This window comes from Glycomyces artemisiae (assembly GCF_003002955.1).
Lineage (GTDB): Bacteria > Actinomycetota > Actinomycetes > Mycobacteriales > Micromonosporaceae > Glycomyces > Glycomyces artemisiae.
In genome coordinates this window covers 81,415-106,018 of the sequence record NZ_PVTJ01000008.1, presented here as the reverse complement: position 1 = coordinate 106,018, position 24,604 = coordinate 81,415, and the positions used below count along the sequence as shown (strand labels likewise).

General features: G+C 74.0%; 20 protein-coding genes. 9 read left to right on the top strand and 11 right to left on the bottom strand.

Annotation, left to right across the window (positions count from 1 at the left end):
- The first annotated feature begins 78 nt into the window (after positions 1–78).
- Genes B0I28_RS19780 through B0I28_RS19770 form a run of 3 tightly spaced genes read left to right on the top strand, consistent with a single transcriptional unit; the run spans position 79 to position 5,577 of the window.
- Positions 79–1,041, top strand: a complete 963-nt coding sequence (locus B0I28_RS19780; RefSeq protein ID WP_106365578.1) for a hypothetical protein — start codon at positions 79–81, stop codon at positions 1,039–1,041.
- Positions 1,038–2,423 carry a DNA polymerase Y family protein gene (locus B0I28_RS19775; protein ID WP_106365577.1) on the top strand — a complete coding sequence of 462 codons (1,386 nt, stop codon included), beginning with the start codon at positions 1,038–1,040 and terminating at the stop codon, positions 2,421–2,423. Before B0I28_RS19780 ends, B0I28_RS19775 begins: the two co-directional genes overlap by 4 nt.
- Positions 2,416–5,577: an error-prone DNA polymerase gene (locus tag B0I28_RS19770; RefSeq protein WP_106365576.1), complete on the top strand. Its 3,162-nt coding sequence runs from the start codon at positions 2,416–2,418 to the stop codon at positions 5,575–5,577. The genes B0I28_RS19775 and B0I28_RS19770 overlap by 8 nt, the downstream gene beginning before the upstream one ends.
- Before the next feature lie 17 nt (positions 5,578–5,594).
- Here the strand turns inward: B0I28_RS19770 and B0I28_RS19765 are convergent, their stop codons facing one another.
- From B0I28_RS19765 to B0I28_RS19755, 3 genes are all read right to left on the bottom strand, one after another.
- Positions 5,595–6,089 carry a nucleotidyltransferase domain-containing protein gene (locus B0I28_RS19765; RefSeq protein WP_106365575.1) on the bottom strand — a complete coding sequence of 165 codons (495 nt, stop codon included), beginning with the start codon at positions 6,087–6,089 and terminating at the stop codon, positions 5,595–5,597.
- 17 nt (positions 6,090–6,106) lie between these two features.
- The gene (locus B0I28_RS19760; RefSeq protein ID WP_181245869.1) at positions 6,107–7,354 is read right to left on the bottom strand and encodes a sulfotransferase family protein; all 1,248 of its coding nucleotides are present in this window, start codon (positions 7,352–7,354) and stop codon (positions 6,107–6,109) included.
- Between the two features lie 156 nt (positions 7,355–7,510).
- The gene (locus B0I28_RS19755) at positions 7,511–8,482 is read right to left on the bottom strand and encodes a S41 family peptidase (protein WP_219926876.1); all 972 of its coding nucleotides are present in this window, start codon (positions 8,480–8,482) and stop codon (positions 7,511–7,513) included.
- Between the two features lie 86 nt (positions 8,483–8,568).
- On the opposite strand from B0I28_RS19755, the gene B0I28_RS19750 reads away from it, so the two are divergent.
- Positions 8,569–9,066, top strand: coding sequence for an ArsR/SmtB family transcription factor (locus tag B0I28_RS19750; RefSeq protein ID WP_106365572.1), 498 nt, complete (start codon positions 8,569–8,571; stop codon positions 9,064–9,066).
- Between the two features lie 58 nt (positions 9,067–9,124).
- Here B0I28_RS19750 and B0I28_RS19745 read toward each other — a convergent pair whose 3' ends face one another.
- Entirely contained in the window at positions 9,125–10,624 is a 1,500-nt protein-coding gene (locus B0I28_RS19745; protein ID WP_106365571.1) for an MDR family MFS transporter, read from the bottom strand.
- 141 nt (positions 10,625–10,765) lie between these two features.
- Here B0I28_RS19745 and B0I28_RS19740 point away from each other — a divergent pair, with 141 nt between their 5' ends.
- The 3 genes from B0I28_RS19740 (at position 10,766) to B0I28_RS19730 (ending at position 13,204) form a co-directional block, all read left to right on the top strand.
- On the top strand, positions 10,766–11,326 hold the full coding sequence (locus B0I28_RS19740; protein WP_219926875.1) for a TetR/AcrR family transcriptional regulator: 561 nt from the start codon (positions 10,766–10,768) through the stop codon (positions 11,324–11,326).
- Between the two features lie 73 nt (positions 11,327–11,399).
- Complete coding sequence (locus B0I28_RS19735; protein ID WP_106365569.1) at positions 11,400–12,698, top strand: chloride channel protein; 1,299 nt, start codon at positions 11,400–11,402, stop codon at positions 12,696–12,698.
- Positions 12,695–13,204: a potassium channel family protein gene (locus B0I28_RS19730; protein ID WP_219926874.1), complete on the top strand. Its 510-nt coding sequence runs from the start codon at positions 12,695–12,697 to the stop codon at positions 13,202–13,204. The genes B0I28_RS19735 and B0I28_RS19730 overlap by 4 nt, the downstream gene beginning before the upstream one ends.
- Here the strand turns inward: B0I28_RS19730 and B0I28_RS19725 are convergent.
- A complete protein-coding gene (locus B0I28_RS19725) occupies positions 13,189–13,845 on the bottom strand; it encodes a response regulator transcription factor (protein WP_106365568.1) in 657 nt (218 codons plus the stop codon). The two genes, B0I28_RS19730 and B0I28_RS19725, sit on opposite strands and share 16 nt — an antisense overlap.
- Positions 13,842–14,960, bottom strand: coding sequence for a sensor histidine kinase (locus tag B0I28_RS19720; RefSeq protein WP_106365567.1), 1,119 nt, complete (start codon positions 14,958–14,960; stop codon positions 13,842–13,844). The genes B0I28_RS19725 and B0I28_RS19720 overlap by 4 nt, the downstream gene beginning before the upstream one ends.
- Before the next feature lie 87 nt (positions 14,961–15,047).
- Between B0I28_RS19720 and B0I28_RS19715 the strand changes: the two genes are divergently transcribed.
- On the top strand, positions 15,048–16,580 hold the full coding sequence (locus B0I28_RS19715) for a DUF1349 domain-containing protein (RefSeq protein WP_219926873.1): 1,533 nt from the start codon (positions 15,048–15,050) through the stop codon (positions 16,578–16,580).
- Here B0I28_RS19715 and B0I28_RS19710 read toward each other — a convergent pair.
- The 4 genes from B0I28_RS19710 to B0I28_RS19695 form a co-directional block, all read right to left on the bottom strand.
- Positions 16,555–17,652 carry a Cmx/CmrA family chloramphenicol efflux MFS transporter gene (locus B0I28_RS19710; protein WP_106365566.1) on the bottom strand — a complete coding sequence of 366 codons (1,098 nt, stop codon included), beginning with the start codon at positions 17,650–17,652 and terminating at the stop codon, positions 16,555–16,557. The two genes, B0I28_RS19715 and B0I28_RS19710, sit on opposite strands and share 26 nt — an antisense overlap.
- Before the next feature lie 212 nt (positions 17,653–17,864).
- A complete protein-coding gene (locus tag B0I28_RS19705) occupies positions 17,865–18,899 on the bottom strand; it encodes a type III polyketide synthase (protein WP_106365565.1) in 1,035 nt (344 codons plus the stop codon).
- The gene (locus tag B0I28_RS19700) at positions 18,893–20,083 is read right to left on the bottom strand and encodes an acyl-CoA dehydrogenase family protein (protein ID WP_106365564.1); all 1,191 of its coding nucleotides are present in this window, start codon (positions 20,081–20,083) and stop codon (positions 18,893–18,895) included. The genes B0I28_RS19705 and B0I28_RS19700 overlap by 7 nt, the downstream gene beginning before the upstream one ends.
- A gap of 11 nt (positions 20,084–20,094) precedes the next feature.
- Positions 20,095–20,931: a UbiA family prenyltransferase gene (locus B0I28_RS19695; protein ID WP_106365563.1), complete on the bottom strand. Its 837-nt coding sequence runs from the start codon at positions 20,929–20,931 to the stop codon at positions 20,095–20,097.
- Between the two features lie 25 nt (positions 20,932–20,956).
- Here B0I28_RS19695 and B0I28_RS19690 point away from each other — a divergent pair, with 25 nt between their 5' ends.
- On the top strand, positions 20,957–21,685 hold the full coding sequence (locus tag B0I28_RS19690; protein ID WP_106365562.1) for a methyltransferase domain-containing protein: 729 nt from the start codon (positions 20,957–20,959) through the stop codon (positions 21,683–21,685).
- Here B0I28_RS19690 and B0I28_RS19685 read toward each other — a convergent pair.
- Entirely contained in the window at positions 21,682–24,438 is a 2,757-nt protein-coding gene (locus B0I28_RS19685) for a glycoside hydrolase family 183 protein (protein ID WP_106365561.1), read from the bottom strand. The two genes, B0I28_RS19690 and B0I28_RS19685, sit on opposite strands and share 4 nt — an antisense overlap.
- Positions 24,439–24,604: the final 166 nt, after the last annotated feature.

The following is a 24,604-nucleotide window of genomic DNA, read 5'->3' as shown; positions in this document are numbered from 1 at the left end:
CCCGTTTTAAGTTGCGCGAGCCGCCGCGTTCGGTAAGTTGATCTTGATACACATGTTCGACACAGCACGGGGGTTCTGGTGGCGACCACAGTCGCGGCCGCACTGGCCGCTGAGCTCGGCCTGCGCACCGGCGCGGACCTGCGCCGCGCCGCCGCAGGCGGCACCGGGGTCGGTGCCGATACTGCGGCCACGCCCGGCACGGCCGGGGCGGGTCTGGCGGCGCCGCACGGCGCCGCGCACGACGAGAGCCGCACCTCCCCTGCCATCGGGCCCCCGAAAACCATCCTGCCCGTCACCCCCGACATTTCCGCCCTCCTCCCCCACGGCGGCCTCGCAACCGTGACCGCAATCACCGCCACCCGCCGCGGCGCCACCTCCCTCCTCTGGCGCCTCCTCGCCGGCCCCACCGCCGCCGGAGCCTGGTGCGCCCTGGTCGGGCTGCCGCGGGTGTACCCGCTGGCGGCGACCGCGGCCGGGGTCGACCTCGGGCGGGTCGCGCTGGTCGACCCCGCGGGGCGCGTCGCCGAGGCGGCCGGGACCCTCGCCGAGGGCGTCGCCGTGATCGTCGTGCCCAGCGAGGGCCTCAGCCCCGCGCAGGCCCGGCGCCTCACCGCGCGCGCCCGCGGCACCGGCACCTCCATCGTGTGGTGGGAGACCCGGCCCGTGGCCGGGGCCGACACCCGGCTGCAAGTGTCCCGGGCCCGCTGGAACGGCCTGCGCGAGAACGCCGGGCGCCGCTGGGGCTCCGGGCGCATCAACGCCTGCGAACTCGACGTGGCCTCCCGCTGGCGCTCCGGCGGCGTGCGGCGGGCCTCGATCTGGCCCTACGGCGGCATGCCGCCCGAGCACGTCCTCGACCTGCGCGACCGCGCCGTGGAACCGCAGAAGCACCTTGAGCCGCGGCACGCCGCCGAGCCGGGCGGCGGGGCCGCCGCGGTCGTGGACCTGCACGCCCGCACCGCCGGTTCCGAAGGCGGGCGGCCCGCCGGGCCCGGCGCGGCGGGTCCCCCGGCCCGCGCGGGCCGGGGTGAGCGGCGATGACCGTCCGCGTCCGGCGGGCCCCGGGGCGGGTCCTGGTGATGCGGCTCCCCGACTGGGACGGCGAGGACGCCGCCGCGTTCGAGCCGGTGCTGGAGGCCCTCGACCTGCTCACGCCGTACGTCGAGGTCCTGGAGATCGGTTCCGCGGCCGTGCCGCTGCGCGCCGGGGCCGGAAACGAGGCGGCGTTCTGCGAGCGGCTCATCGACACCGTCGCCGGCCTGGTCGGGCAGGACTGCCTCACCGGGGTCGCCGACGGCCTGTTCGCGGCGGTCCTGGCCGCCCGGGACGGCCGGATCGTGCCGCCCGGCGGCGACGCCGCGTTCCTCGCCGGGAGGGACATCACCGACCTCCGCTTCACCGGCCTGGTGGAGCCCGAGACCTGCGAGACCCTGCGGCACTTGGGGATCGATACGCTCGGGACGTTCCGGGACCTCCCGCCGCAGGCCGTGGCCGAGCGGTTCGGCGCGCCCGTGCGGCGGGCCCAGCTGCTCGCGGCCGGGCGCTTCACCCGCCCGCTCGTGCCCCGCCCGGCCGCGCCGGAGCTCACGGTCGCCGAGACCCCCGAGACCCCGTACGAGACGGTGGAGCACGCCGTCTTCGCGGCCCGGCCCCTCGCCGAGCGGCTCCTGCGCGTCCTCGACGAGCGCAACCTCACCTGCACCCGCGTCACCGTCACCGCCCGCACCGGCAGCGGCCTGGAGCGGCGCCGCACCTGGCAGGTCGACCCCGCGATCACCGCCGCCGACCTCTCCCGCCGCGTCCGCTGGCAGCTGGAGGGCTGGCTCGCCGCCGGGCCGCTCGTCCACGGCGGCGACGCGGCCGCGAACGCCGTCACCTCCCTCGAACTCGCCCCCGGCGGCCTGGTCGGCCTCGTCCAGGCCGGGCAGGGCCTGTGGGGCGCCAAGACCGCCGCCGCCGTCAAGGCCGAAGCCGCGCTGCGGCACGCGCAGAGCCTGCTCGGCCCCGAGTCCGTCCGCATCGCCGCTCCCGCCGACGGCCGCGACCTCGATGAGCGGTACGCCAGCGCCGCATGGGAGGTCGAGCCGGTCCCGGCGCCGCCGTCGGGGCCGTGGCCGGGCGGCCTGCCGGACCCGCTGCCGCAGCTGACCGGGACCGGGGAGGACGTCGAGGTCCTCGATGCGGCGGGGGCGCCGGTGACGGTCGCGGCCCGCGGGGACCTGTCGGCGACTCCGGCGCTGGTGTCCTTGGGGGGCAGGCGGATTCGGATCACGGCGTGGGCGGGGCCGTGGCCGGTGGCGGAGCGGTGGTGGAGCGCGGAGGCGCGCCGGTACGCGCGGCTCCAGGTGGAGCTGGCCGACGGGAGCGCGGCCCTGCTGGTCCGCGAGGACGGCCGGTGGCGGGCGGTGGGCTGGTATGACTGACTACGCGGAGCTGCACTGCCATTCGCACTACTCGTTCGCCGACGGCGCCGACGCCCCGGCGGCGCTGGCGGCGGAGGCGCACCGGCTGGGGCTGCGGGGGCTGGCGATCACCGACCACGACGGCCTGTACGCGGTGTCCCAGTTCGCCACGGCCGCAAAGGTGTCGGGTCTGCCGACGGTCTTCGGGGCCGAGCTGGGGCTCGACATGCCGAAGGCGCGGCGCGGGCAGGCCGACCCGGTCGGGCGGCACCTCGTCGTCCTCACCCGCGACCCCGAGGGCTACAAGCGGCTCTCGCGGGCGATCACGGCCGCGAAGCTCGACGGCGGCGAGAAGGACCGCCCCCGCTACGACCTCGACGCGCTCGCGGCGGAGGCGGGCGGGCACTGGCAGGTCCTCACCGGCTGCCGGAAGGGCCCGCTGAACGCGGCGCTGGACGCGGGCGGGCCCGAGGCGGCCGAGCGGGAGCTGCGGCGGCTGGTCGGCCTGTTCGGGGCCGAGCGCGTCGCGGTCGAGCTGACCTGCCACGACCTGCCGGGGGACGTCGAGCGGATGGAGGCCCTCGCGGCGGTGGCGCGGCGCTGCCGGGTCCCGGTGGTGGCGACCAACAACGCCCACTACGCGGCCCCGGCGCGGGCCAAGGCCGCGGCGGCGCTGGCGGCGATCCGGGCCCGCACGACCCTGGACCAGGTCGACCCGTTCCTGCCCGCGAACGCGGGGGCGCACCTGCGCTCGGGCCCGGAGATGGCGCTGCGGTTCGCGGACTTCCCTGCGGCCGTGGAGGAGTCGGTGCGGATCGCCGGGGAGTGCGCGTTCGACCTGGAGCTGCTGAAGCCGCAGCTGCCGCACTTCTCGGTCCCGGAGGACCACGACGACTTCTCCTATCTCGCGACGCTCACCGCGAAAGGCGCGCTGAAGCGCTACGGGCCTCCCGGGGAGGCGACGGCACGGCAGTGGGAGCAGCTCGACAAGGAGCTGCGGGTGATCCGGCGGCTGAAGTTCAGCGGCTACTTCCTCATCGTCGCGGACATCGTCGATTTCTGCGAGCGGAGCGGCATCCTGTGCCAGGGCAGGGGGTCGGCGGCGAACAGCGCGGTCTGCTACGTCCTCGGAGTCACCAATGTGGACCCGGTGGCGTTCGGGCTGCTGTTCGAGCGGTTCCTGTCCGATGAGCGCACCGGGCCGCCGGACATCGACATCGACATCGAGTCGGGCCGCCGGGAGGAGGTCATCCAGTACGTCTACGGGAAGTACGGGCGGGACCGGGCGGCGCTGGTGGCGAACGTGGTCACGTACCGGCCCCGGTCGGCGGTGCGGGACGCGGCGAAGGCCCTGGGGTACGGGCACGACCAGGCGGTGGCGTGGTCGAAGCGGCTGCACCGGTGGAGCGGGATCGATCCCGGTGAGGCCGAGGGCATCCCGGAAGACGTGCAGGCGCTCGCGGGCGAGCTGCGGGACCTGCCGCAGCACCTGGGCATCCACCCGGGCGGGATGGTGCTCACCGAGGAGCCGGTGAGCCAGGTCGTGCCGGTCGAGCCCGCGCGCATGAAGGACCGCACGGTCCTCCAGTGGGACAAGGAGGACTGCGCCGACGCGCACCTGGTGAAGTTCGACCTGCTGGGCCTGGGGATGCTGGAGGCGCTGCACCGCATGTCCGACCTGGTGCGGGACTTCCACGGGCGGGAGGTGCGCCTGTGGAAGCTGCCGCCGGACGAGCCCGAGGTCTACGAGATGCTGTGCCGGGCCGACACCGTGGGCGTGTTCCAGGTGGAGTCGCGGGCGCAGATGGCGACGCTGCCCCGCTTGCGCCCCAGGGTGTTTAACGACCTCGTCGCGGAGGTGGCGCTCATCCGGCCGGGGCCGATCCAGGGCGGGGCGGTTCACCCGTACCTGCGGCGGCGGCACGGCGAGCCGTGGCGCGAGCAGGTGCCGGAGATCCTGCACGAGACGCTCGCGAAGACGTACGGGGTGCCGCTGTTCCAGGAGCAGCTCATGCAGATCGCGATCGTGGCGGCGGGGTTCAACGGCGGGGAGGCCGACCAGCTGCGCCGGGCCATGGGCGCGAAGCGGTCCGCCGAGCGCATGGAGGAGCTGAAGGCACGCCTGTACGCGGGGATGAGAGAACGCGGTATCGAAGGCGCGCAGGCGGATCAGATCTACGACCAGTTGAAGTCGTTCGCGGACTTCGGGTTCCCCGAGTCGCACGCGGCGTCGTTCGCGCACCTGGTGTACGCCTCGGCGTGGCTGAAGTGCCGGTACCCGGCCGCGTTCTACGCGGGGCTGCTGGCGAGCCAGCCGATGGGGTTCTACTCCCCCGCGTCGCTCATCGCCGACGCGCAGCGGCACGGGATCGAGGTGCTGGCCCCGGACGTGAACGCCAGCAAGGAGGTCGCGTCGCTGGTCCCGGCCGAGCGGGCGTGCGAGGCGCCGCTGTACGGGGTCGCGGACCTGCGGCTGGGGCTCGACAACGTCAAGGGGCTCGGCGCCGACGCGGGGAAGCGGATCGCGGCGGCGCGGGAGGAGGGGCCGTTCGCGTCGCTGGCGGACCTGGCGCGGCGGGCGGGGCTGGACCGGGCGCGGATGGAGAAGCTCGCGGTCGCCGGGGCGCTGGGGAGCCTGGAGGCCGACCGGCGCAAGGCCCTGTGGGCGGCGGGCACGGTGGACGAGCGGCCCGGGACGATCCCGGGCACGGGCCCGGCCGCGCCGCCGCCGACGCTGCCGGGGATGAGCGCGGCCGAGCTGGCGCGCGCCGACTACACGGGCCTGGGCCTGTCGGTGGAGACGCACCCGATGGAGCTGGTGCGGGCGGGGCTCGACGCCGACGGCGTGCTCCCGGCCCGGCGGCTCCCGCACATGAAGGACGGCAAGCGGGTCGAGATCGCCGGGATCGTCACCCACCGACAGCGCCCCTCGACCGCGAAGGGCGTGACGTTCCTGAGCTTGGAGGACGAGACGGGCATCGCGAACGTGGTGTGCTCGCAAGGATTGTGGAAGCGGTGGCAGTCGGTCGCGACCGTGGCGAAGGCCCTGCGCATCAAGGGCACGATCGAGAAGGCCGTCGACGCGCACCGGAGCGCGATGCCGATGGTCGTGGCGTACAAGCTGGTCGAGCTGGACCTGAACAGCCCGTCGGCGCCGTCCCGCGACTTCAGGTGAAGCAGTGTCGGTAGGGGTCAGAAGTGCGTGGCGATGCCGAACCTGTCGCGGAGGCGGGCCATGTCGTGGAGGTCGCGTTCGGCGGGCTCGTACCCCTGGTGGAAGTGGGCCTGCTGCTCGGCGGAAAGGCAGGGGACGGGGGTGCCGCCGATGACGCCGGTCGTGAAGCATGCCGCGGGGTAGCGGAACGGCTCGGCTGGTTCAGGGGCGGCCTGGACGGCGGAGCCGTCGGCGGCGAAGCGGAGCGGGTGGCAGTCGATCTCGATGCCGTCCGGTCCGGTCATGACGAACCGGACCGGACGCCAGTCGAGGGTCTCGGCGTAGCCGAGGGAGCGCAGCAGGTCGAGCAGGGCGGGTTCGTGCTCTGCGCGGTGCATGAGGTCGAGGTCGCGGTGGGGGCGGGTCTGCTCGTGCAGGAGGGCGTCGACGCCCCAGCCGCCGCCGATCCACACGTCGACTCCGGCGCCGCCGATCCGGTCGAGGAGGGCGAGCACCTGCTGCGGTCCGATCATGTGCGCGAGGGTACCGGTCAGCCGGCGGCGAGGCGCATGTAGTCGCTGCCGAAGGCGTCGTCGACTTCGGTGGGGTCGAGGCCGTAGCCCATGAGGGAGTGCTCGTGGCGGCGGACGCCGTCGCGGCCGCCGCCCTGGCCGGTGCGGGTGAGGTGCTCGTCGAGGCGGGCCTCGTCGTCGGGGCCCCAGGGGAGGTCGAGCTGGCGGAACAGGTCGGGGACGGCGCTGTGGGGGGAGCCGGTGAGGCGGTGGTACTTGACGTCGATGAAGCGGCCGGGGCGGGCGTTCTCGGCGCGCACGCGGCGGCACTGGTCCATGCCGGAGGCGAGCTCGTGGAGCCACTGGCGGCCGATGGCCCGGGGGTCGACGGCGCCGCGCTTGAGGTGGATGCTGTAGAGGCTCTCCACCATGGAGCACAGCGAGGACATGACGGTGTTGGGGTCGCGGTGGGTGAGGACGATCTGGGCGTCGGGGAAGACGCGGAGGATCGAGTCGAGGTTGAAGAGGTTCCCGGGGTGCTTGAGGACCCAGCGCTGGCGGGGGCGCCCGGCCTGGAGGACCTGGAGGGCGTCGCGCACGAACCGGAAGTCGGTGTCGCGGTCGTACTCGGTGCGGTACCAGTCGAGGTAGCCGGGGAGGGGCGCGACGGTGGTGTGGAACGTGGCGTGGAACTTGAGCCAGTAGTCCTCTTCGGGCCATTCGGCGTTGGTGGGGTGGATGTGCTGCCAGGTCTTGGACATGAGGAGGGTCATGTCGAGGCGCTTCTGGGTCTTGCGGATGCGCCGCTGGCGCTCCTCGGCGTCGGGTTCGAGGCCGAGGTAGTACATCTCCCACAGGTACGGGGCGCGGGCGTGGTCGGACCCGGCGATGATGTGCTGGGTGAGCGTGGTGGCGGTGCGGGGCAGGCCGAGGACGAAGATGGGGCGCTCGACGACCTCGTCGCGGACCTGCGGGTGCTGGGCTTGCAGGCGGCGGACGGTGAGCAGGTTGGAGATGCGGGCCTCGACCATGTCCTTCGCGGAGCGCCAGCCGACGCCGGAGAGGGCGGGGGTGGCGGCCCAGCAGTGGAGGAGGAACCGCAGGCTCTCCATGATGGCGGCGTCCTCGTCGGACAGGACCAGGTCGGTGGTGCCGGAGTCCTTGCGGGCCTTGGCGGTCAGCTTGTCGAAGACGGCGTCCACTTTGTCGTTGCCGCGTGATTCGCCGCGGCGCTGGCCTTCCATGAGGAGGTTGATGACGCCGAGCATCCTGGTGGTGCGCTGCAAGTGAGGTCTCCTTACGGGGTTCGGGGACATCTGGGCGGGGTGCGACCGGTATGGGCGGGGCGGTGGTCTTTGCCGCCCCTCGGTGCGCCACACGATACGCCGCCGCCCCGGTCCCCCGCGTTCAGGTTCGCCGGGGACCGGCTGCGCCGCAATGCATCAGGAGTCGGCGGCGGCGTGCTCCAAGCCGGCGAGGGCCTGGCGGGCCTCGGCGGCGACCTGCGCGCGGAAGCCGTCGGCGCCGAGGGCGAGGACCGCTTCGAGGGCGAGGCGGTGGGCGGCGGGGAGCGCGTCGGCGGCGGCCACGGGGACGTCGGGGGCGATGCCGGTGCCTTCCCAGTTGCCGCCGGAGATGGGGCTGACGGAGCGGGCGGTGGGGATGGTGACCTCCAGGTGGGTGTCCACTTTGAAGCCCTGGCGGGGGTGGGCGCCGCCCCTGGTGCGCTCGCCGACGACGGCGGCGCGGCCGCGCTCCTGGAGGTCGAAGCTGAGGGCTTCGCCGCCGGAGAACGTGATGGCGCTGGTGAGGACCCACACGGGCTTGTCGGGGCCGAATTTCGGGCCGGGGACGTGGGAGGACCACAGCTGGTGGAGGTCGGCCGGGTCGCGGTGGGCCATGCCGGTGAGCTGCACGGGTTCGGGGCCGGTGAGGAAGCCGTAGGCCCAGGCGACCATGTTCGGGTCGCCGCCGAGGCATTCGCGCAGGTCGAGGATGAGCGCGTCGGTCGAGGCGAGGAGGTGGAAGGCGGCGGTGACCTGGTCGCCCGCGACGGCGGGCGGGAACAGGAGCGGCGCGATCTTGAGGAGGCCGACGTTGCCTGGGAGGCGCTGCGCGGCGGCGACGCCGCCGCAGGCGAGGCCGGCCCATTCGGCCATCTGCCGCAGCTGGGTCTCCTCGTCGTCGTGGGCCTCTTCGAGTTCGGCCTCGCTGTGCTTGAGGCGCAGGTGGAGGTCGCCGTTGACCGATTGCAGGTCGGCGGTGACGAGCTCGGCGAGGCGGGCCTGGCCGGCGCCTTCGTAGCGGCCTTCGGCCGCGCGGGCGGCGAGGAGGTCGCCGAGCTCGGCGGCGACCTCGGGGAACACGTAGTGCTCGTGGAGCAGTTTCGCGATCTGCGGGATGACGGCGTTCATGAGAGGGACCTCCATGCGGGGCGGGTGATACCGAGAAGTGAACCACGCCGTTGACAAAGTGTCCAGTTTTCTGGACACTTGATTTCATGGACGAAGCGCACGCCCCCGATCTGACGGTCTCGACCCCGCAGCAGTACCGCGCGCTGGCGCACCCGGTCCGGCACCGGCTCCTGTTCGCCCTCGGGGAGCGGCCCGCGACGCTGAGCGGCCTCGCCGCCGACCTCGGCATCAGCAAGGGCAGCGCCGGGCACCACCTGAAGCTCCTCCGCGAGGCGGGCCTGGTGGTGCTCGACCACGAGCGGCAGGTCCGGGGCGGCACCGAGCAGTACTTCAGGCGCGCCTTCCGCAGGCTGCACTACGAGACCGGCGAGACCACGAAGATCGTCCTCGCGGCCGTCGCCGACGAGATCGTCGCCGACGCCGACGACCCGCTGGTGGTCCTGCGGGGCGTCCGCCTCACCGAGGCCCAGGCCCGGCACGTGCGGGAGACCCTCGAAGCGCTCGTCAACGGCCTTGAGGAGGCCGAGGGCGAGCCCCGCTACGGCGTCCTCGTGGGCCTCTACCGCTCCGGGCAGGCCGGATGACGAACGCGACCGGGCCCGGCCGCGCGGTGCGGCCGGGCCCGGTGGGCGTCGTCAGGGGCTAGTGCGCGGCGAGCGCGGGCTCCTGGCCGTCGACGGCGGGCTTGCGGACCATGAACGCCGCGGCCACGGCGATCACGGCCATGCCCGCGCCCCACAGGAACGCGGTGTGGATGCCGTCGGCCGTGGCGGTGACCGCCTCGGCCCCGGACTCCAGGCTGGCCTTGGTGCCGGTGGTCATCAGGGTGATGAACACGGCGGTGCCCGCGGCGCCCGCGACCTGCTGGAGGGTGGTGAGGACGGCGCTGCCGTGCGAGTACAGCTCCATCTTCAGCGACCCGAGCGAGGACGTCATGAGCGGCGTCATGAGCAGGCTCAGGCTCAGGCTCATGAGGACGTGGATGACGACGACGAACCACACCGGGCTCGCCTGGTCGAGCAGCGTCAGCAGGGCCAGCGCCCCGAACACGCCGAACGAGCCGGGGATGACGAGCGGGCGCGGGCCGAGCTTGTCGTAGAGGCGGCCGACCGTGGGGCCGGTGAGGCCCATGGCGAGGCCGCCGGGCAGGACCACCAGGCCGGTCTGGAACGTGGTGAGCTCCAGGACGTTCTGGAGGTACATGGGCAGCAGGATGAGCGACCCGAACAGGGCGGCCATGGAGACCAGCAGCATGACGACGCCGACGGTGAACGAGCGGGAGCGGAACACGCGCAGGTCCAGCAGCGCCGAGTCGGTGCGCTGGAGGCGCAGCTGCCGGAGCACGAACAGGGCCAGCGCGACCGCGCCCGCACTGATCGCCGCGTACGGCGGGACCGGGGTGTGGGCCCCGGCCGCGGCCTCGCCGATGGAGGAGAGGCCGTAGATGAGGCCGCCGAAGGCGACCGCGGACAGCAGCGCGGAGAGCAGGTCGAACTTCACCGGGCGGGTCTCGCCGAGGTTCTGGATCTTCAGGGCGCCGAGGACGAGGCCGAGGACGGCGATCGGCAGCACCGACAGGAACATCCAGTGCCAGGTGAGCTGGGAGAGGATGAACCCGGAGAACGTCGGGCCGATCGCGGGGGCGACGGCGATGACGATGGTGATGAAGCCGATGGTGCGCCCGCGCCGGTCGGCGGGGACGAACGTCATGACGGTGGTCATGAGCAGCGGCAGCATGACGGCGGTGCCGCTGGCCTGGATGACGCGGGCGGCGACGAGGACGCCGAAGACCGGCGCCGAGGCGGCCAGGATCGTGCCGACGGTGAACAGGGTCATCGCGGCGATGAAGACGGTGCGGGTGGTGAACCGCTGGAGGATGAGCCCGGTCATGGGGATCACCACGGCCATGGTGAGCATGAACCCGGTGGTGAGCCACTGGACGGTGGCGGCGGTCAGGCTGAACTGCTCCATGAGCTCGGGGAGCGCGACGCCCATGATGGTCTCGTTGAGGATCATCACGAACGCGGCCACGAGGAGCACGCCGAGCACCAGTTTGATCTGGGCCGGGACCCCCTCCGAGGGGGCGGTTTCGGCGGGTTCGGCGGACGGCGGTGTGTCGGCCGGTCGCTGGTCAACGCTCATTGGGGGGATCATCCTTCGGGTGTTGTGGACGTGCCGGTGCCGCGCTGTGGTGACGGCGCTGACGCCCCGGAAGTGTCAGTGACTGTCAATCATTGCAGTTGCTACCATCCGACCATGAGCGCCGGTGGGAGTCTGCGAGAAGTGTCACGCCGGGCCGTGCAGTCGCGCATTGCACGGGCCGCCGAGGAGCTGTTCGTCGACAAGGGCTTCGAGGAGACGACGGTCGACGAGATCGCCGCGGCCGTCGGCATGTCGCAGCGGTCGTTCTTCCGGTACTTCGCCTCGAAGGACGAGGTCGTGCTCGACAGCCTGGAGCGGCTGGGCGAGGACCTCGCGGCCCGGCTGGCGGCGCGGCCCGCGGGCGAGCACGAATGGGACTCGCTGCGGCGCGCGTTCGACCCGGTCGTCGAGCGCTTCGGCGACCCAGTATCGCGCGAGCACGACGCCGCGATCCAGCGAATTATCGACCGGTCCCCGCGGCTGCTCGCCTCGTACCTGTGCCGCCTGGAGCTGCTCCAGCGGATGCTCACCGACGCGCTGCTGGCGCGGTCGGAGGACGCGGACCCGGTGGTGCTGCGGGCGATGGTCGGCGGGGCGTTCGCGTGCCTGCACGCGGCGGCGTTCCCCGCGTGCGACCCCGAGGAGTTCGCGCCGTCCCTGGACCGGACGATGGCGGCGCTGCGGCCGGTCGGCGCGAGCTGACTCCGTTTGCGCGAACGCCCGGTGCCGGGCCCCCGCGCGGTGGAAGATCCACTGTGACGGGTGAGGGGGCGCGGTGGGCGATCGGGCGGAACCGGAGGCAGGGCGGCTGGAGCAGTTGGCGCGCAGCGGCCCGTATCTGCGGGTGCTGCTGCTCGCAGGGCTCGTCGGCGTCCCCGTCTCGGCGGTCGCGTTCGCGTTCCTGGCGCTGCTGCACCGCCTGACGGCCCTCGTGTGGGAGGACCTGCCCGCGGATCTCGGCCTCGACCCGGTGCCGTGGTGGTGGCCGGCCCCGTGGCTGCTGCTGGGCGGCCTGCTCACGGGCGCGGCGGTCAAGTGGACGCCCGGCGGGGCCGGGCACCTGCCGATCGACGGCCTCTCGGCCGAGCCCGTCAAGCCCGCGTACCTGCCGGGCGTGCTGCTCGCGGCCGTCGGCGGCCTGCCGCTCGGCGTGGTCCTCGGACCCGAGGCGCCGCTCATGGCCGTGGGCGCGGCGACGGCGCTCATGCTCGCGCGCCGCACGCAGGGCACGCCCGCGGCGGGGATCGTCGGCACGTCAGGTTCGGCCGCGGCCGTCGCCGTGATCTTCGGCAGCCCCCTCGTCGCGGCCGTGTTCATCCTGGAGGCCGCCGGGTTCGCGGGGCCGAAGCTCACGAAGCTGCTGCTGCCGTGCCTGCTGTCGGCGGGCGTGGGCGCGCTCATCTTCACCGGGCTCGGCGCGTGGACGGGCCTGCCGGTGTCGTCGCTGGAGCTGCCGGGCCTGCCGGACGCGACGCTGCACGTGACCGACCTGCTGTGGACGGTCCCCGCGGCCGTGGCGATCGCGGTCGGCGTCAGGGAGGTCCACGCGCTCGGCAGGCGCCTCGCGCCGGTCGCGCAGCGGCGGCCGATGGCCATGGCGCTCACCGCGGTCGCGGTGACGGCGGTGTGCGCGGGCGCGTACGCGCTGCTCACGGGCCGCTCCCCCGTCGACGTGCTCCTGTCGGGGCAGGACTCGCTCGCGGACCTGAGCCGGGACCCGGAGGCGTTCGGGATCGGCGTGCTCGTCGCGGTCCTGGTGTTCAAGGGCGTGGCGTACGCGGTGTCGCTGGCGGCGCTGCGCGGCGGCCCGATCTTCCCCGGCGTGTTCCTCGGCGCGGCCGCGGGCGTCCTGCTCAGCGCGCTCCCCGGGTTCGGGGCGGTGCCCGCGCTGGCGGCGGGCATGGCGGCGGCGACCGCGGCGGTCCTGCCGCTGCCGGTGTCGGCGGCGATCCTGGTGACGCTGCTGCTCGGCGCCGACGCCGCGTCGATGACCCCGGTGGTGCTCATCGCCGTCGTCGTCGCGTTCGTGACCGGCCGGGTCCTCGACCGGTCCCGGACCGGGGAGGCGGCGTGAAGCGGCTTCCGGCGCCGTGGCGGTACGCGGCCATGTGCCTCGCGCTCGCGGTCGCCTACGCGATCGTCCCCGTCAACGCCGGCGCCGACCCCGGTGTACTGGTCCTGCGGTGGGCTGTGACCGCGGCGATGCTGGCGACGATCGCGGTCTTCGCCTACTGGGAGGCCGAGCGCCAGCTCCGCGACCCGGACGCCCCGCTGGGCGGGCTGCTCGTGGCGATCCTCGGCGGGGTCCTCGTGTTCGCGCTCGCCGACTACGGCGTCGCGGTCCACCGGCCCGACGAGTTCGCCGGGCTGGCGACCCGCATCGACGCGCTCTACTTCGCGCTGAGCACGCTCCTGACAGTGGGCTTCGGCGACGTCCACGCCCAGGGGCAGATCGCGCGGGCGCTGCTGACGGTGCAGATGGCGTTCAACTTCACCGTGATCGCCGCGTCGGCGTCGCTCATGGCCCGCAAGCTGACCGCGCGGGCCCGCCAGCGCGGGGCCCGTCACTCCAGCCGGTAGCCCACGCCCGGGGTCGTCGCGAGGACCGCGGGCGCGCCGAGCTTGCGGCGCAGGCGGCCCACGGTGACGGCGACGGTGTTCGTGAACGGGTCGGCGTGCTCGTCCCACACCTGCTCCAGGAGCCGCTCGGCCGAGAGGAACCCGGGGCTGGCGTGCATGAGGGCCTCAAGGACCGCGAACTCCTTCACCGACAGGGACAGGACCCGGCCGTCGCGGACCGCGGTGCGCCGCACCGGGTCCAGTTCGATCCCGGCGACGCGGAGCGTGCGCGGGCGGGCGTCGGGGCGGCGGCGGGCGAGGGCCTGGACGCGCAGCACCAGCTCGGGGAAGTGGAACGGCTTCGGCAGGTAGTCGTCGGCGCCGAGGACCAGGCCGGAGACGCGGTCGTCGGGGGCGCCCGCCGCGGTGAGCATGAGGATCATGGGCCGGTCGGGGCGGTCGGCGACGAGGCGGCAGACCGCGTCGCCGTGCAGGCCGGGGAGGTCCCGGTCGAGGACGAGCACGTCGTAGGCGGTGCAGCCGAGCTTCTCGGCGGCGGCGAGGCCGTCGAAGGCGAGGTCGACGGCCAACCCGTTGTCGCGCAGGCCCTCGGCGACGACTTCGGCGAGGGCGCGGGCGTCTTCGACGACGAGGACCCTCATCGCGGGGCCTCCGGGAGATCGACCGTCGCGGTGAGGCCGCCTTCGGGTGCGGCGGTGAGCGTGAGGGCGCCGCCGTGGGCGGCGGCGACGGCGTGGACGATCGCGAGGCCGAGCCCGGAGCCGCGGTCGGAGCCGGTGCGGTCGGCGCCGAGGCGGTGGAAGGGGCGGACCAGGTCGTCGACGGCGGCCTGGTCGAGGACCGGGCCGGAGGACCGGACCGTGAGGCGGACCTTGCCGTCCGCGGGCGCGGTGGCGACGGCGATGGCGCCGTCCGGTCCGTTGTGGTCGACGGCGTTGTCGATCAGGTTGCCGACCATGCGGGCCAGGAGTGCGGTGTCGCCGCGGACGCGCGAGCCGGGTTCGGCGGCGGTCGTGACGGTGAGGCGGGCAGTGGCGATGTCGTCGGCGCGCGCCTCGATCGCGGCGGCCGCGACGGCGGCGAGGTCCACGGTGTCGTCGGCGGCGACGGCGCCGTGCTGGGCGCGGGCGAGCGCGAGGAGGCCGTCCAAGAGCCGGTCGACCTGGTCGAGCTGGGGCCGCAGGCGTTCGGCGAGCGCGGTGACGGACGCAGGGGCGGCGGGCTTGGCGGCGGCGACGTCGACGGTGGCGCGCATGGTCGCGAGCGGGGTGCGCAGCTCGTGGGAGGCGTCGGCGGCGAAGCGGCGCTGCGCCGCGAAGGACGCTTCGAGGCGGCCCAGGAGGTCGTCGACGGTGTCGGCGAGGTCGGTGACCTCGTCGCGCGGACCGGGGAGGGCGAGGCGGCGGTCCAGGTGCTCGGCGGTGATCCCGCGGGTGACGGCGGTGATGCGCCGCAGCGGCCGCAGGACCCGCTTGGCGAGGACGCGGCCGACCAGGAGCGACACGACGACCATGAGCGCGAACGCGCTCAGGCAGGCGGTGAGGATCTGCCGGGAGTGCAGGTCGTCCAGTTCGGCGAGCTGCCGCTGGAGGGCCGCGACCTGATCCTCGGGGCTCGCGGTCCCCTGGCCGGGCGCCGGCTGCGTGTCGGCGAGGTCGCCTCCGGAGAGCGCGAACACGAGCGCGAGGAGCCCCGCCCCGCAGATCAGGAACGCGGCGCCGTACAGGACCGTGAACCGCGTCCTCGTCTTCACCATGGCTCCAAGGATGCCCGCGCGGGGATAACAGGGGCCTAACGGGTTCGGTGCGGCCCGTGTCATCGACGAGCGCGTAGAACTCCCGGCATGAAGACGCAACTGCACGCCACGTGCGCGGCCGTCGGCCGCACCGTCAGGCACTGCCCGCGGGCCCTGGGGGCGCTGCGCCGCCCCGCGCGGCTCATCGCCCTCGCCGCCGCCGCGGCGGTCCTCGTCGGACTCGCGCTGCTCACGGCCGCGGGCAGCCGGTCCTCGTGCGAGGGCCCCTGCCCGCAGACGCCCGCCTCAAGCGACGGGACGGCCGTCGCCGACCGGTTCTGGTTCGTCCACCGGGGACTCGGCCCGGACGGGTCGGTCACGGTGCGGCTGGCCGACATGACCGGCACCATCACCTACCCGCCGCCCGACCACGACGAGATCGTCCCTGGCCTGGTCCCGTGGGCGAAGACCGGGATCATCGTCAAGGACGGGCTCGACCAGGGCTCCGATTACGCCGCGCTCATGCTCACCGGGGAGCACGGGGTCCGGTTCCAGCACGGGTACATCGAGGACGTCGCCGGGCCCGCCGTCGAGCCAGGGACGCCGGTGTGGCTGCGGCTGGACCGGGACGGCGACCGGATCACCGCCTCCGCGTCGATGGACGGGCAGACGTGGGAGGAGGTCGGGACCGCGGTCCTCGACGGGCTCCCCGAGACCGTCCAGGCGGGCATGTTCGCCGCCTCCCCCGGCGACTTGACCGTGCGCGAGACGGCTTGGGGCGCTGGGCTTCCGGAGTCGCGGTTCACGCAGGCCGTCGGCGTGTTCGACAACGTCGCGGTCGAGGGCGGCGCAGGTGGGTGGGCCAACGAGTCGGTCGGACAGATGAACCAGACCGACTGGGAAAAGCTCCACAACCCCTCCGGCGGCGTCGAGGACGGCGGCACCTGGACCGTGAGCGGCACCGGCGACATCGGGCCCGCGGGGGTCGAGGGGATCGCCACGGTGGACCGGCTCCTGGCGGGCCTGCCGTTCGCGCTGGCGGTGCTGGTCGTGGCGGCAGCCCGGTTCGGGGCATCTCGGGAGGCGCTGACACGCAGCGACCTCGCGGCCCGCGCGACCGTGCTCGGGACCGCGGTGTTCGTGGTCGGACTGGTCGCGGCGGGCGTCGCGATCGGGGCGGGGACCGCAGTGCTGGAAGGCAACGGGGTGCCGGTCGAACCGCTCCCGGTGCGGGACGCGGCGCGGATCGCGGCCGGGGCCGCAGCGGCGCTCGCGCTGAGTGCGGTGCTGGCGTTCGCGATCGGCGCGTGGCTGCGCCGCAAGTGGACGGCCGCGGTGGCGGCGGTGGTGCTCATCGCGGTGCCGCTGGCGGTCGGCGTACTGCCGCTGCTGCCCGACGCGGTCGCGCAGTGGCTGCTGCGGACCACTCCGGCGGCGGTGTTCGCGCTCAAGCAGGCCGTGGTCGAGTACCCGCAGGTGACCGGGCACTACGTGCCCTCGGCGGGCTTCTATCCGCTGCCGGGCTGGGCCGGAACAGCGGTGCTGCTGGCGTACTTGGCGGTCGCCGGGTGGCTGGCGGCGCGGCGCGCGGTGCCGGTCCGCGCGCCGCGGCCGGTCAGCGCCGGAGTGCTCGCACGGTGATCGCGGCCGCGACCAGTCCGGCGCTCACCAGCGCCGGGCCGGTCGGCCCGGCGGCGTCGTAGCCGAACCCGGCGAGGACCGGGCCGAGCATCGCGCCGACGTTGAGCGCGGCCGTCGCGTAGGACCCGCCCATGGTGGGCGCGTCCTGCGCGGCGGCCATGATGCGTCCGATGAGCGTGGAGCCCACCGCGAACGCGAGCGCGCCGAGCGCGAACGCCAAGGCCGGCAAGGCGGCCGGAAGGAGCGCGAGCGCGAGCCACCCGGCCAGGAGCAGCGGCCCGCCCCAGGCGAGGAGGGCCCGCCAGTGGCGGTCGGCGAGGCGCCCGGCGGCGAGGACGCCGAGGAACGCGCCGATCCCGAACAGCGCCAGCACGAGCGGGACGCGGCCCGAGGCGAGTGTCCCGAGGTAGGTGTAGGCGCCGAATGTGGCGCCGTTGACGAGGACGCCGAGCGCGAGGACGTGGAGCACGCTTGGGCGCTTCAGGACCGCCAGTTCGGTCCGCAGGGCGACCGGGCCCGTCGCGGCGGACCGGTCGGGGACGGCCAGCGCGACGGCCACGAGCGCGGGGACGGCGAGGGCCGCGACGGCCCACAGGGTCGCGCGCCAGCCGAGGGCCTCGCCGAGGACGGCCCCGGCCGGGACCCCGGCGACCAGGGCGAGCGTGGTGCCGCCCAGGAGGATCGAGAGGGCCCGAGCGCGGGAGTCGGCGGGGACGAGGAGCGCGACGGTGGCGAGGGCGACGGCGAGGAACCCGGCGTTGGCGAGCGCGGCGACCGCGCGGGTCGCGAGGAGCACCGCGAACGAGTCGGTGAGGGCCCCGGCGACGTGGGCGGCGATGAACAGGGCGAGGAACGCCGCGAGCGAGGCGCGCGGGGGCCAGCGGCGCCCGGCCGCGGCCATGAGCGGCGCGCCGACGACCATGCCCGCGGCGAACGCGGAGGTCAGGAGCCCGGCGCGGGCGACGGTGAGGTGGAGCTCGGCGGCGATGTCGGGCAGGAGCCCGGCGAGCATGAACTCCGAGGAGCCTTGCGCGAACACGGCGACGGCGAGCATGTACAGGACGAACGGCATGAGTGTGTCTCTCCGGAAGAAGCGGACGGTCGGCTGGGGACCGCCGCGGCGCCGGGCGCGCGGAGAGACGGCCCCGCTCGTCGAGCGGGGCTGGAAGTGGTCTCACACGGGCGTCAGGGCCGCCGGCGGTGCGGCGGCCCGGGTCTGGACGCTTCGGGTGAGGACATGGCGCCGAACTTATCACGGGCCCCGGACGGGCCCGCAATGCTTTTTCAGGCGAGCAGGGCGGCGTAGAGGGTGAGGCCGGGCCCGAAGGCGAGCATCACGATCGGGCCGTCCGGGGGCCCGGCCCTGAGGATCTCGTCGAGGACGAGGAGCACCGTCGCCGAGGAGCAGTTGCCGTGCTCGGCGAGGACCTTCCGGGACGGGTCGAGGGCGGAGGGAGCGAGGTCGAGCCCGGCGGCGACGGCGTCGAGGACGCGGGGCCCGCCGGGGTGGACGGCCCACCCGGCGACCTCGGACCGGTCGAGGCCGTGGCGGGCGAGGAGGTCCTTCACGAGCGGGCCGACGTGCTCGCTGAGGGCTTCGGGGACCTCCGGAGAGAGGCCCATGCGGAAGCCGAGGTCGGTGACGCGCCAGGTCATGTGGCCGCGGCGGACGGTGTCGGTGCGGGCGGCGACGTCGACGACGCGCAGGCCCGGCCCGTCCTCGGGGCGCACGACGACCGCGGCGGCGGCGTCGCTGAACAGGGCGTGGACGACCGCTTGGTCGATGTCGCGGGTCGCGGGCTGCACGTGCAGGGAGGTGAGCTCCACGCACAGCAGGACCGCGGGCCGCCGGTGGGCGGCCGTGTAGTCGGCGACGGCGCCGAGCGCGGGGATCGCGGCGTGGCATCCCATGTGCCCCACCAGGAGCCGCCGCGCGTCGGCGCGCAGCGGCAGTGTCCGGGCCAGTTCGATGTCGGTGCCGGGCGTGCCGTAGCCGGTGCAGGTGGCGACGGCGAGGAGGCCGATCTCGTCGGGTTCGGTGCCCGCGGCGGCGAGGGCCTGGCGGACGGCGCGCAGGCCGAGCGCGGGCGCGCGTTCGGCGTAGCGGCGCATCCGCTCCTCAGTGGACCAGTCGGCGGCGTCGGCGAGCTCGAACGGCGCGGTGGTGGAGTGGCGGCGGGCGACCCCGGCGGTGTCGAACATGCGCGCGGCGATGCGGCTGCCGTTGAAGTGTGCGCGGAACACGTTGTCCCACAGCCAGTCCTGCTCGTACTGGGGCGGCAGGGCCATGCCGATTCCGGCGAGGCCCGCGGTCACCATCGCGGCACCGCCGTGTCGTGGTCGGGGTCGGCGCCGAGGGCGGCGGCGCCGAGCCAGTCGGCGCACACGTCCGAGGTGGCGGGCTGGAGGGCGCCGCAGCGGGCGTCCCGGTAGAGCCGTTCGAGCGGGTGCCCGCGGCGCGAGGCGGAGGTCCCGGCCGCTTCGAGGAGCGACGAGGCGACCTGGAACGCGGTGTCCCCGGCGGTGAGCTTCGCGCGCCACACCCACCGGTTGGTGTCCTCCTCCCCCGGTGCGGCGTCGATGCGCCGGGCCGCCTCGGCGACCACGAGTTCCGCGGCGGCGACCGCGGCGTCGGCGCGGCCGATGCGGGCCCGCACAGGCGCGAGCGCGTCGAGGCCGCGGCCCCGGATGTGGGCGGCGGCCGCGTCGACGGCGGCGTGCGCGACCCCGGTGTAGACGGCGGCGTAGGAGGCGACGAGCCACTGCGGCATCGCTTCGGCGAGGAGCAGCGCGAGGCCCTCGACGCCGCCGAGCAGCGCGTCCTCCCCGACTTCGACGTCGAAGTGGACGTCGTGGCTTCCCGTGGCGCGCATGCCGAGCGAGTCCCAGGTCTCCTCGACGCGGAGCCCAGCCCCGGCGGGCACGAGGAAGTGCGAGACGAGCGGCTCCTCGGACTCGGCGTCGCGGGCGGTCACCAGGTAGGCGTCGGCGTGCCCGGCGCCGGACACGAACGCCTTCGCGCCGGTGATGCGGAAGCCGTTCGCGCTGCGGCGGTAAGCGGTCGTGGTCTTCGACAGGCGCGAGCCGCCGCCGCGCTCGCTCATCGCGACCCCGTAGAGGGCGCCGTCGGCGGCCGCGGCGAGGGCCTTGTCCCTGGCGGCGAAGAAGCTCTCGGGCGCGCCGAGGGCCCGCACCAGGTGCTCGGGGGTCTGCGCGAGCGCGCCCGTGACCGAGGCGTGCATGTTGAAGATGAGCGCCGTCGAGCCCGCGCCCCGCGCCAGCGCCGCCGCGACCGCCGCGTACTCGGCGAACGAGGCCCCGGCGCCGCCGAGCCGCTCGGGCACCATGAGCCCGGTCAGGCCCGCCTCCCGCAGCTCCGCGAAGTCCGCTTCGGGGAAGCGGCCCCGCTCGTCGTGGGCCGCGGCCCGGTCGGCGAACCGCGGGGCGAGCTCGCGCGCCAGCGCCAGCGCGCCGCCGCCCTTGGACTCGGTCGGTGCTGGCATGCGCTCACTCCTCAGGCCGAAGGGACCCCAGTATGGAGGAGGAGGACGACGTCGACAAGGGCCACGAGGAGCACGGCGCGGAACGCGGCGCGCGAACCGGCCTTGCGGCCGAGGGCGAGTCCGGCGGCGAGAACGAGCGCGGCGAAGGGGACGGCGGCCAGGACCAGGGCCGAGGGCGGGCCGGGCGGGCCGAACGCGAGCAGGACGGAGGCGGCGAGGACGAGCGCTGCGGCGAGGAGCCGTGTCGCCAAGGGGCCCAGGCGGTGCGGGAGGCCGCGCACACCGGTGGCGGCGTCGTCGGCGAGGTCGGGCAGGACGTTCACGAAGTGCGCGGCGCAGCCGAGGGCCGCGGCGGCGGCCATGAGCCACAGCGGCGGCCAGGGGGAGCCGGGCTCGCCGAGGGACACGATCGCCGGGAGCATCCCGAAGGAGAACGCGAAGGGGACCACGGAGAACGGCGTGGACTTGACGCCGAGGTCGTAGGCCCACGCGGAGGCGAGGGCCGCGAGGTGTGCGAGTGCGGCGGGGACGCCGGAGACGAGGGTGAGCAGGACCGCGGCGGGCGCCGAGACGGCGATGGCGGCGGAGGCGATGGCGGGGTGGAGTTCACCCGAGGCGAGGGGCTTCCCGGCGCGTTCGGCCTGGGCGTCGCGGGGCGCGTCGACGAGGTCGTTGAGCCAGCCGACCGACAGCTGGCCGAGGAGGATCGCGACCGCGATGGCGATGATCCCGGGGACCGACCAGCCCGCGGAGGCGGCGAGTCCGGCGGTGACGAGGGTGACGGCGAGGGCCGGAAGCGGATGGGACGCAAGGACGAGCGCTCGGAGCATCGCCGCGGCCGTTGTCATCGGATCAGTGTGCCACCCTGGCGGTATGCCACGCCAGACCCGCATTGCGAACGACCCCGCGCTGTACGACCGGCTCGCCGGGGAGTGGTGGCGCCCGCGGGGCGTCTTCGCGGTGCTGCACTGGCTCGCGGCGGCGCGCGGCGCGCTCGTCCCGGCCCCGGAGCGGCCGGGCGCGGTCCTGGTGGATCTCGGGTGCGGGGCGGGGCTGCTCGCGCCGCACGTGGAGGGCTATGTGCATGTGGGCGTTGACGTCTCGCGCGAATCGCTGGCGCTGGCGCGGAAGCACGGAGTCATGGCGGTGCGCGCCGACGTGGCGGCGGTGCCGCTGCCCGACGAGTGCGCCGACGTGGTGGTGGCCGGGGAGATCCTGGAGCACGTCCCGGACCTGGCGGCGGTCGTCGCGGAGGCGTGCCGGCTGCTGCGACCGGGCGGGCTGCTGGTGGTCGACACGCTCGCGGCGACCGCGCTGTGCCGGTTCCTGGCGATCGGTGTGGCCGAACGCATTCCGCGGATCGCGACGCGCGGCGTCCACGACCCGGCGCTGCTGGTGGACCGGCGGGAGCTGGTGCGCGAATGCAGGAGGCACGGCGTGGCGTTGACGCTGCGCGGGATCATGCCGCACCTGGGCGATGCGGCGCTGTGGCTGGCGCGGCGGCGCGAGGCCGTGCGGATGGCGCCGGTGCCGACGACGGCGGTGCTGTTCCAGGCGTGGGGCGTGAAAGGGGCCCGCCCGGAGGCGGGCCCCGGTCGCTAACTCAGGGTGAAGCTGATGAATCTCGGTTTGTAGATGCTCGGGTCCTGGTAGTGGGAGCCCTCCTCGGTCATGCGGCTGTCGAAGGTGTTCACGTTGTAGGACATGACGAACCGGTTCCCGGAGCTGATCGTCGGATGCAGGTGCGCGTTGTACGCGAAGACCCGCTCGTCGCCGTAGGAGCCGAACAGGCCCGTCTCCGGCATCGAGTAGACGAGGCTCTGGTTCGTGAACGGCCCCGCCGGGGAGCAGGACGTGTACGCGAACACCTGGTTGTTGAACGCGAGCGTCGAGTCCTGGGTGACCAGCACGAACTGGTTGTTCCACTTGGTCACCGAGTACTCGTTGGCGATGCCGTTGAGGCCGATGCCGGTGTCCGACTCGTACGCGGTCCACCCGTCGGCGGTCCAGTACTGCCACTTCGCGGTCGCACCCAGGTCGGAGCCGTGGACGCGGGCGATGCGCTGCTTCTTGTTCGTCGGCGCGTCGGCGATCCCGTAGATGTACGTGTAGCCGTCCCCGGACTGGCTGGCCGGGAGCAGCGCCGAGCCCCACGCGCCCGCCTGCGAGGGCAGGGCCTCGACCCGCAAGGGGTCCTTCAGGTTCGAGAGCGAGAACGTGGCGACGACGTTCTGGTCGAACCGCCAGTCCCAGTCCCCGGTGCCGAACCGCAGGTACTCCTGGAAGATCACCTGCAGGTAGTCGGTCCCGTTCTGGCGGGAGATCATCCCGTCGCCGAGCCAGTACCAGTGGTTCGCCTCCGGCGGCGGCATGATCGCCTCCGGGTTCGCGGCCGTGCCGCCCTGGATGGTGGTCAGACCGCTCCCGTCCTGCCGCACGAACGTGGAGTTGATCAGCGGCGCGGTGACCGGTCTGGTGCCGTCGCTGTTGAGCGGCCCCAGGAACGTGTCGGAGAACAGCCACAGCACGTCCCCGTCGGGCAGGCGCACCGAGTAGGTCGAGTCGCCGCCGGTCCAGCCGTTCGGGGTGGTCGCGGCGTAGTCGAGGAACTGCTGCTCGGGCGCGACGCCGTCGTCCTGGAGGTTCGAGACGTCCAGGTTCGAGAGCGTGCAGGAGGGGTGGTCGAGCGGCACGAGGGCCCTGGCGCGGAAGCGGTACTCGCGGCCGTCGCCGTCCGCCTCCACCGAGTTCGTGTTCAGGTCGGTGCGGGTCGCGACGAGCGTGACGACCATCGGGTAGGCGAAGTCGGTGATCGTGATGACGTTGCTCGCGTCGGGGTAGACCGCCCTTGCGGCCGTCGGATATTCAGAGAGGCTCCCCGGGCTGCCCTGCGCGGACCAGACCATCGCCACGTATTCGAGGTCGTCCCGGTCCTCAGTCGAGATCGTGAGGCGGGACCGGTAGCCGTTCGTCGGGTCGCCGGAGTTCTGGACCGCCGCGAAGTCGAAGTAGGCGGACCCGCCTGGCTCCATCTCGGCCGTGTACGTCTCCTGCGTGCCCATCGGGACGGCGCGGGTGGTCCGGTTCGGGCGGTACTCGCCCAGCAGGTGGTCGTCGGTGCGGGAGTCCCCGGCCAGGTAGGAGCGCCACAGGTCGCGCTCCTCGTCGTCGTAGCCGTACCCGGCCATCGGGTTCGGCGGGGCGCCGCCCTGCTCCTCGGCGAGCCGGTAGTTCGCCACCGAGAAGCCCAGGAGGGTCGAGGGGATGTCGAGGCCGTACCCGGTGAGCACGGCCTTGATCGCGGTGATCGGCGTCGAGTCGTGGTCGCGGATGTGCTCCCAGGTCTTGCGGACCGCCGCGGTGCTGCCGGTCTGCTCGTTCAGGTAGAACGCCAGGATGAACGTGCTGTACTGCCTCGAACTCCCCAGGGCCTCGGCGGCGTTGAGGGCGCGGCCGGGGTCGCCGAGGAACTCCGGGAGCGCGCGGGCGTACATCATCGCGGCGGTGGGGTTGCGCGGGTCGTACGGCTGGAGCCGGTAGGACATGAGCGCGGCCCACTCGGCCGTGGACTCCATCCACCAGTTCATGGTCTTGAAGTCGCTGCCGCCCATCCAGTCCCGCACGTAGGCCCAGCCGATGTCGCCGGTGTCGTCCCAGTACTGGTACTGCACGACGTGGAAGAACTCGTGCCGGGGCAGGTAGTCGTAGTTGTCGTCGTCGTGCAGGCCCGGGTCGGAGGGCAGGATGATCATCGGCTGGCTGTTCGCCCCGAACGGGAGCGTGAACGCCCCGCCGTCGAACCAGCCCTCCTGGGTGTCGTTGAGCCCCACCACGACCGCCCAGGGGCCGGAGCCGGGGTCGACGTCGTAGCCCATGCTGCGGTAGGCGGACTGGGCCTCGTCGATCGCGTTGATCATGTCGACGACGGCGTAGGGGCGGCCGTTGGCGCCCGCGTCGGCCGGGACGCCGCGCGTGTCGCCGGGGCTGTCCTTGATGTCGTAGAGGAACACGAAGTCCCCGGCGAACGCCTGGCACTCGTAGTCGTGGAAGTTGTAGTTGTACGAGGAGGCGCAGTCGTCGGCCGCCGCGGTCGCCGCGTCCTCCATCGCGAACGGCTCGGCGCCGAGCGACTCGGCCGTGATCGCCTGGCGGACGGGGCTGTTGCCGGGCGCGAGCGCGGCGGCGAACCCCTCGTCCGGTCCCGCGAACTCGGCGTCGCCGGGGTCGGTGAACGCGTCGAACGCGTCCTGGTCCCACGGCTCGGGCTCGGCGACGCCCTGCTGCTGCAGGTCGGGAGTCTCCTCTGGGGGTGCGGCGGCCGGCGGGGCCGCCTGGGCGGGCTGGATGACCAGCAAACTGACGAATACCGCTGCGGTGCAAGCGATCGGAAGCCTTCTCAAGACTGCCCTCCGTCCCGTTGGTATCGATACCAATGAGTATCGACATCAGTGAGTATGGCAGTGTGGAGGGTCTTCCCGATAGACCTCAATGGAGGCGATTTCGGGGCGCACGGGACCGGTC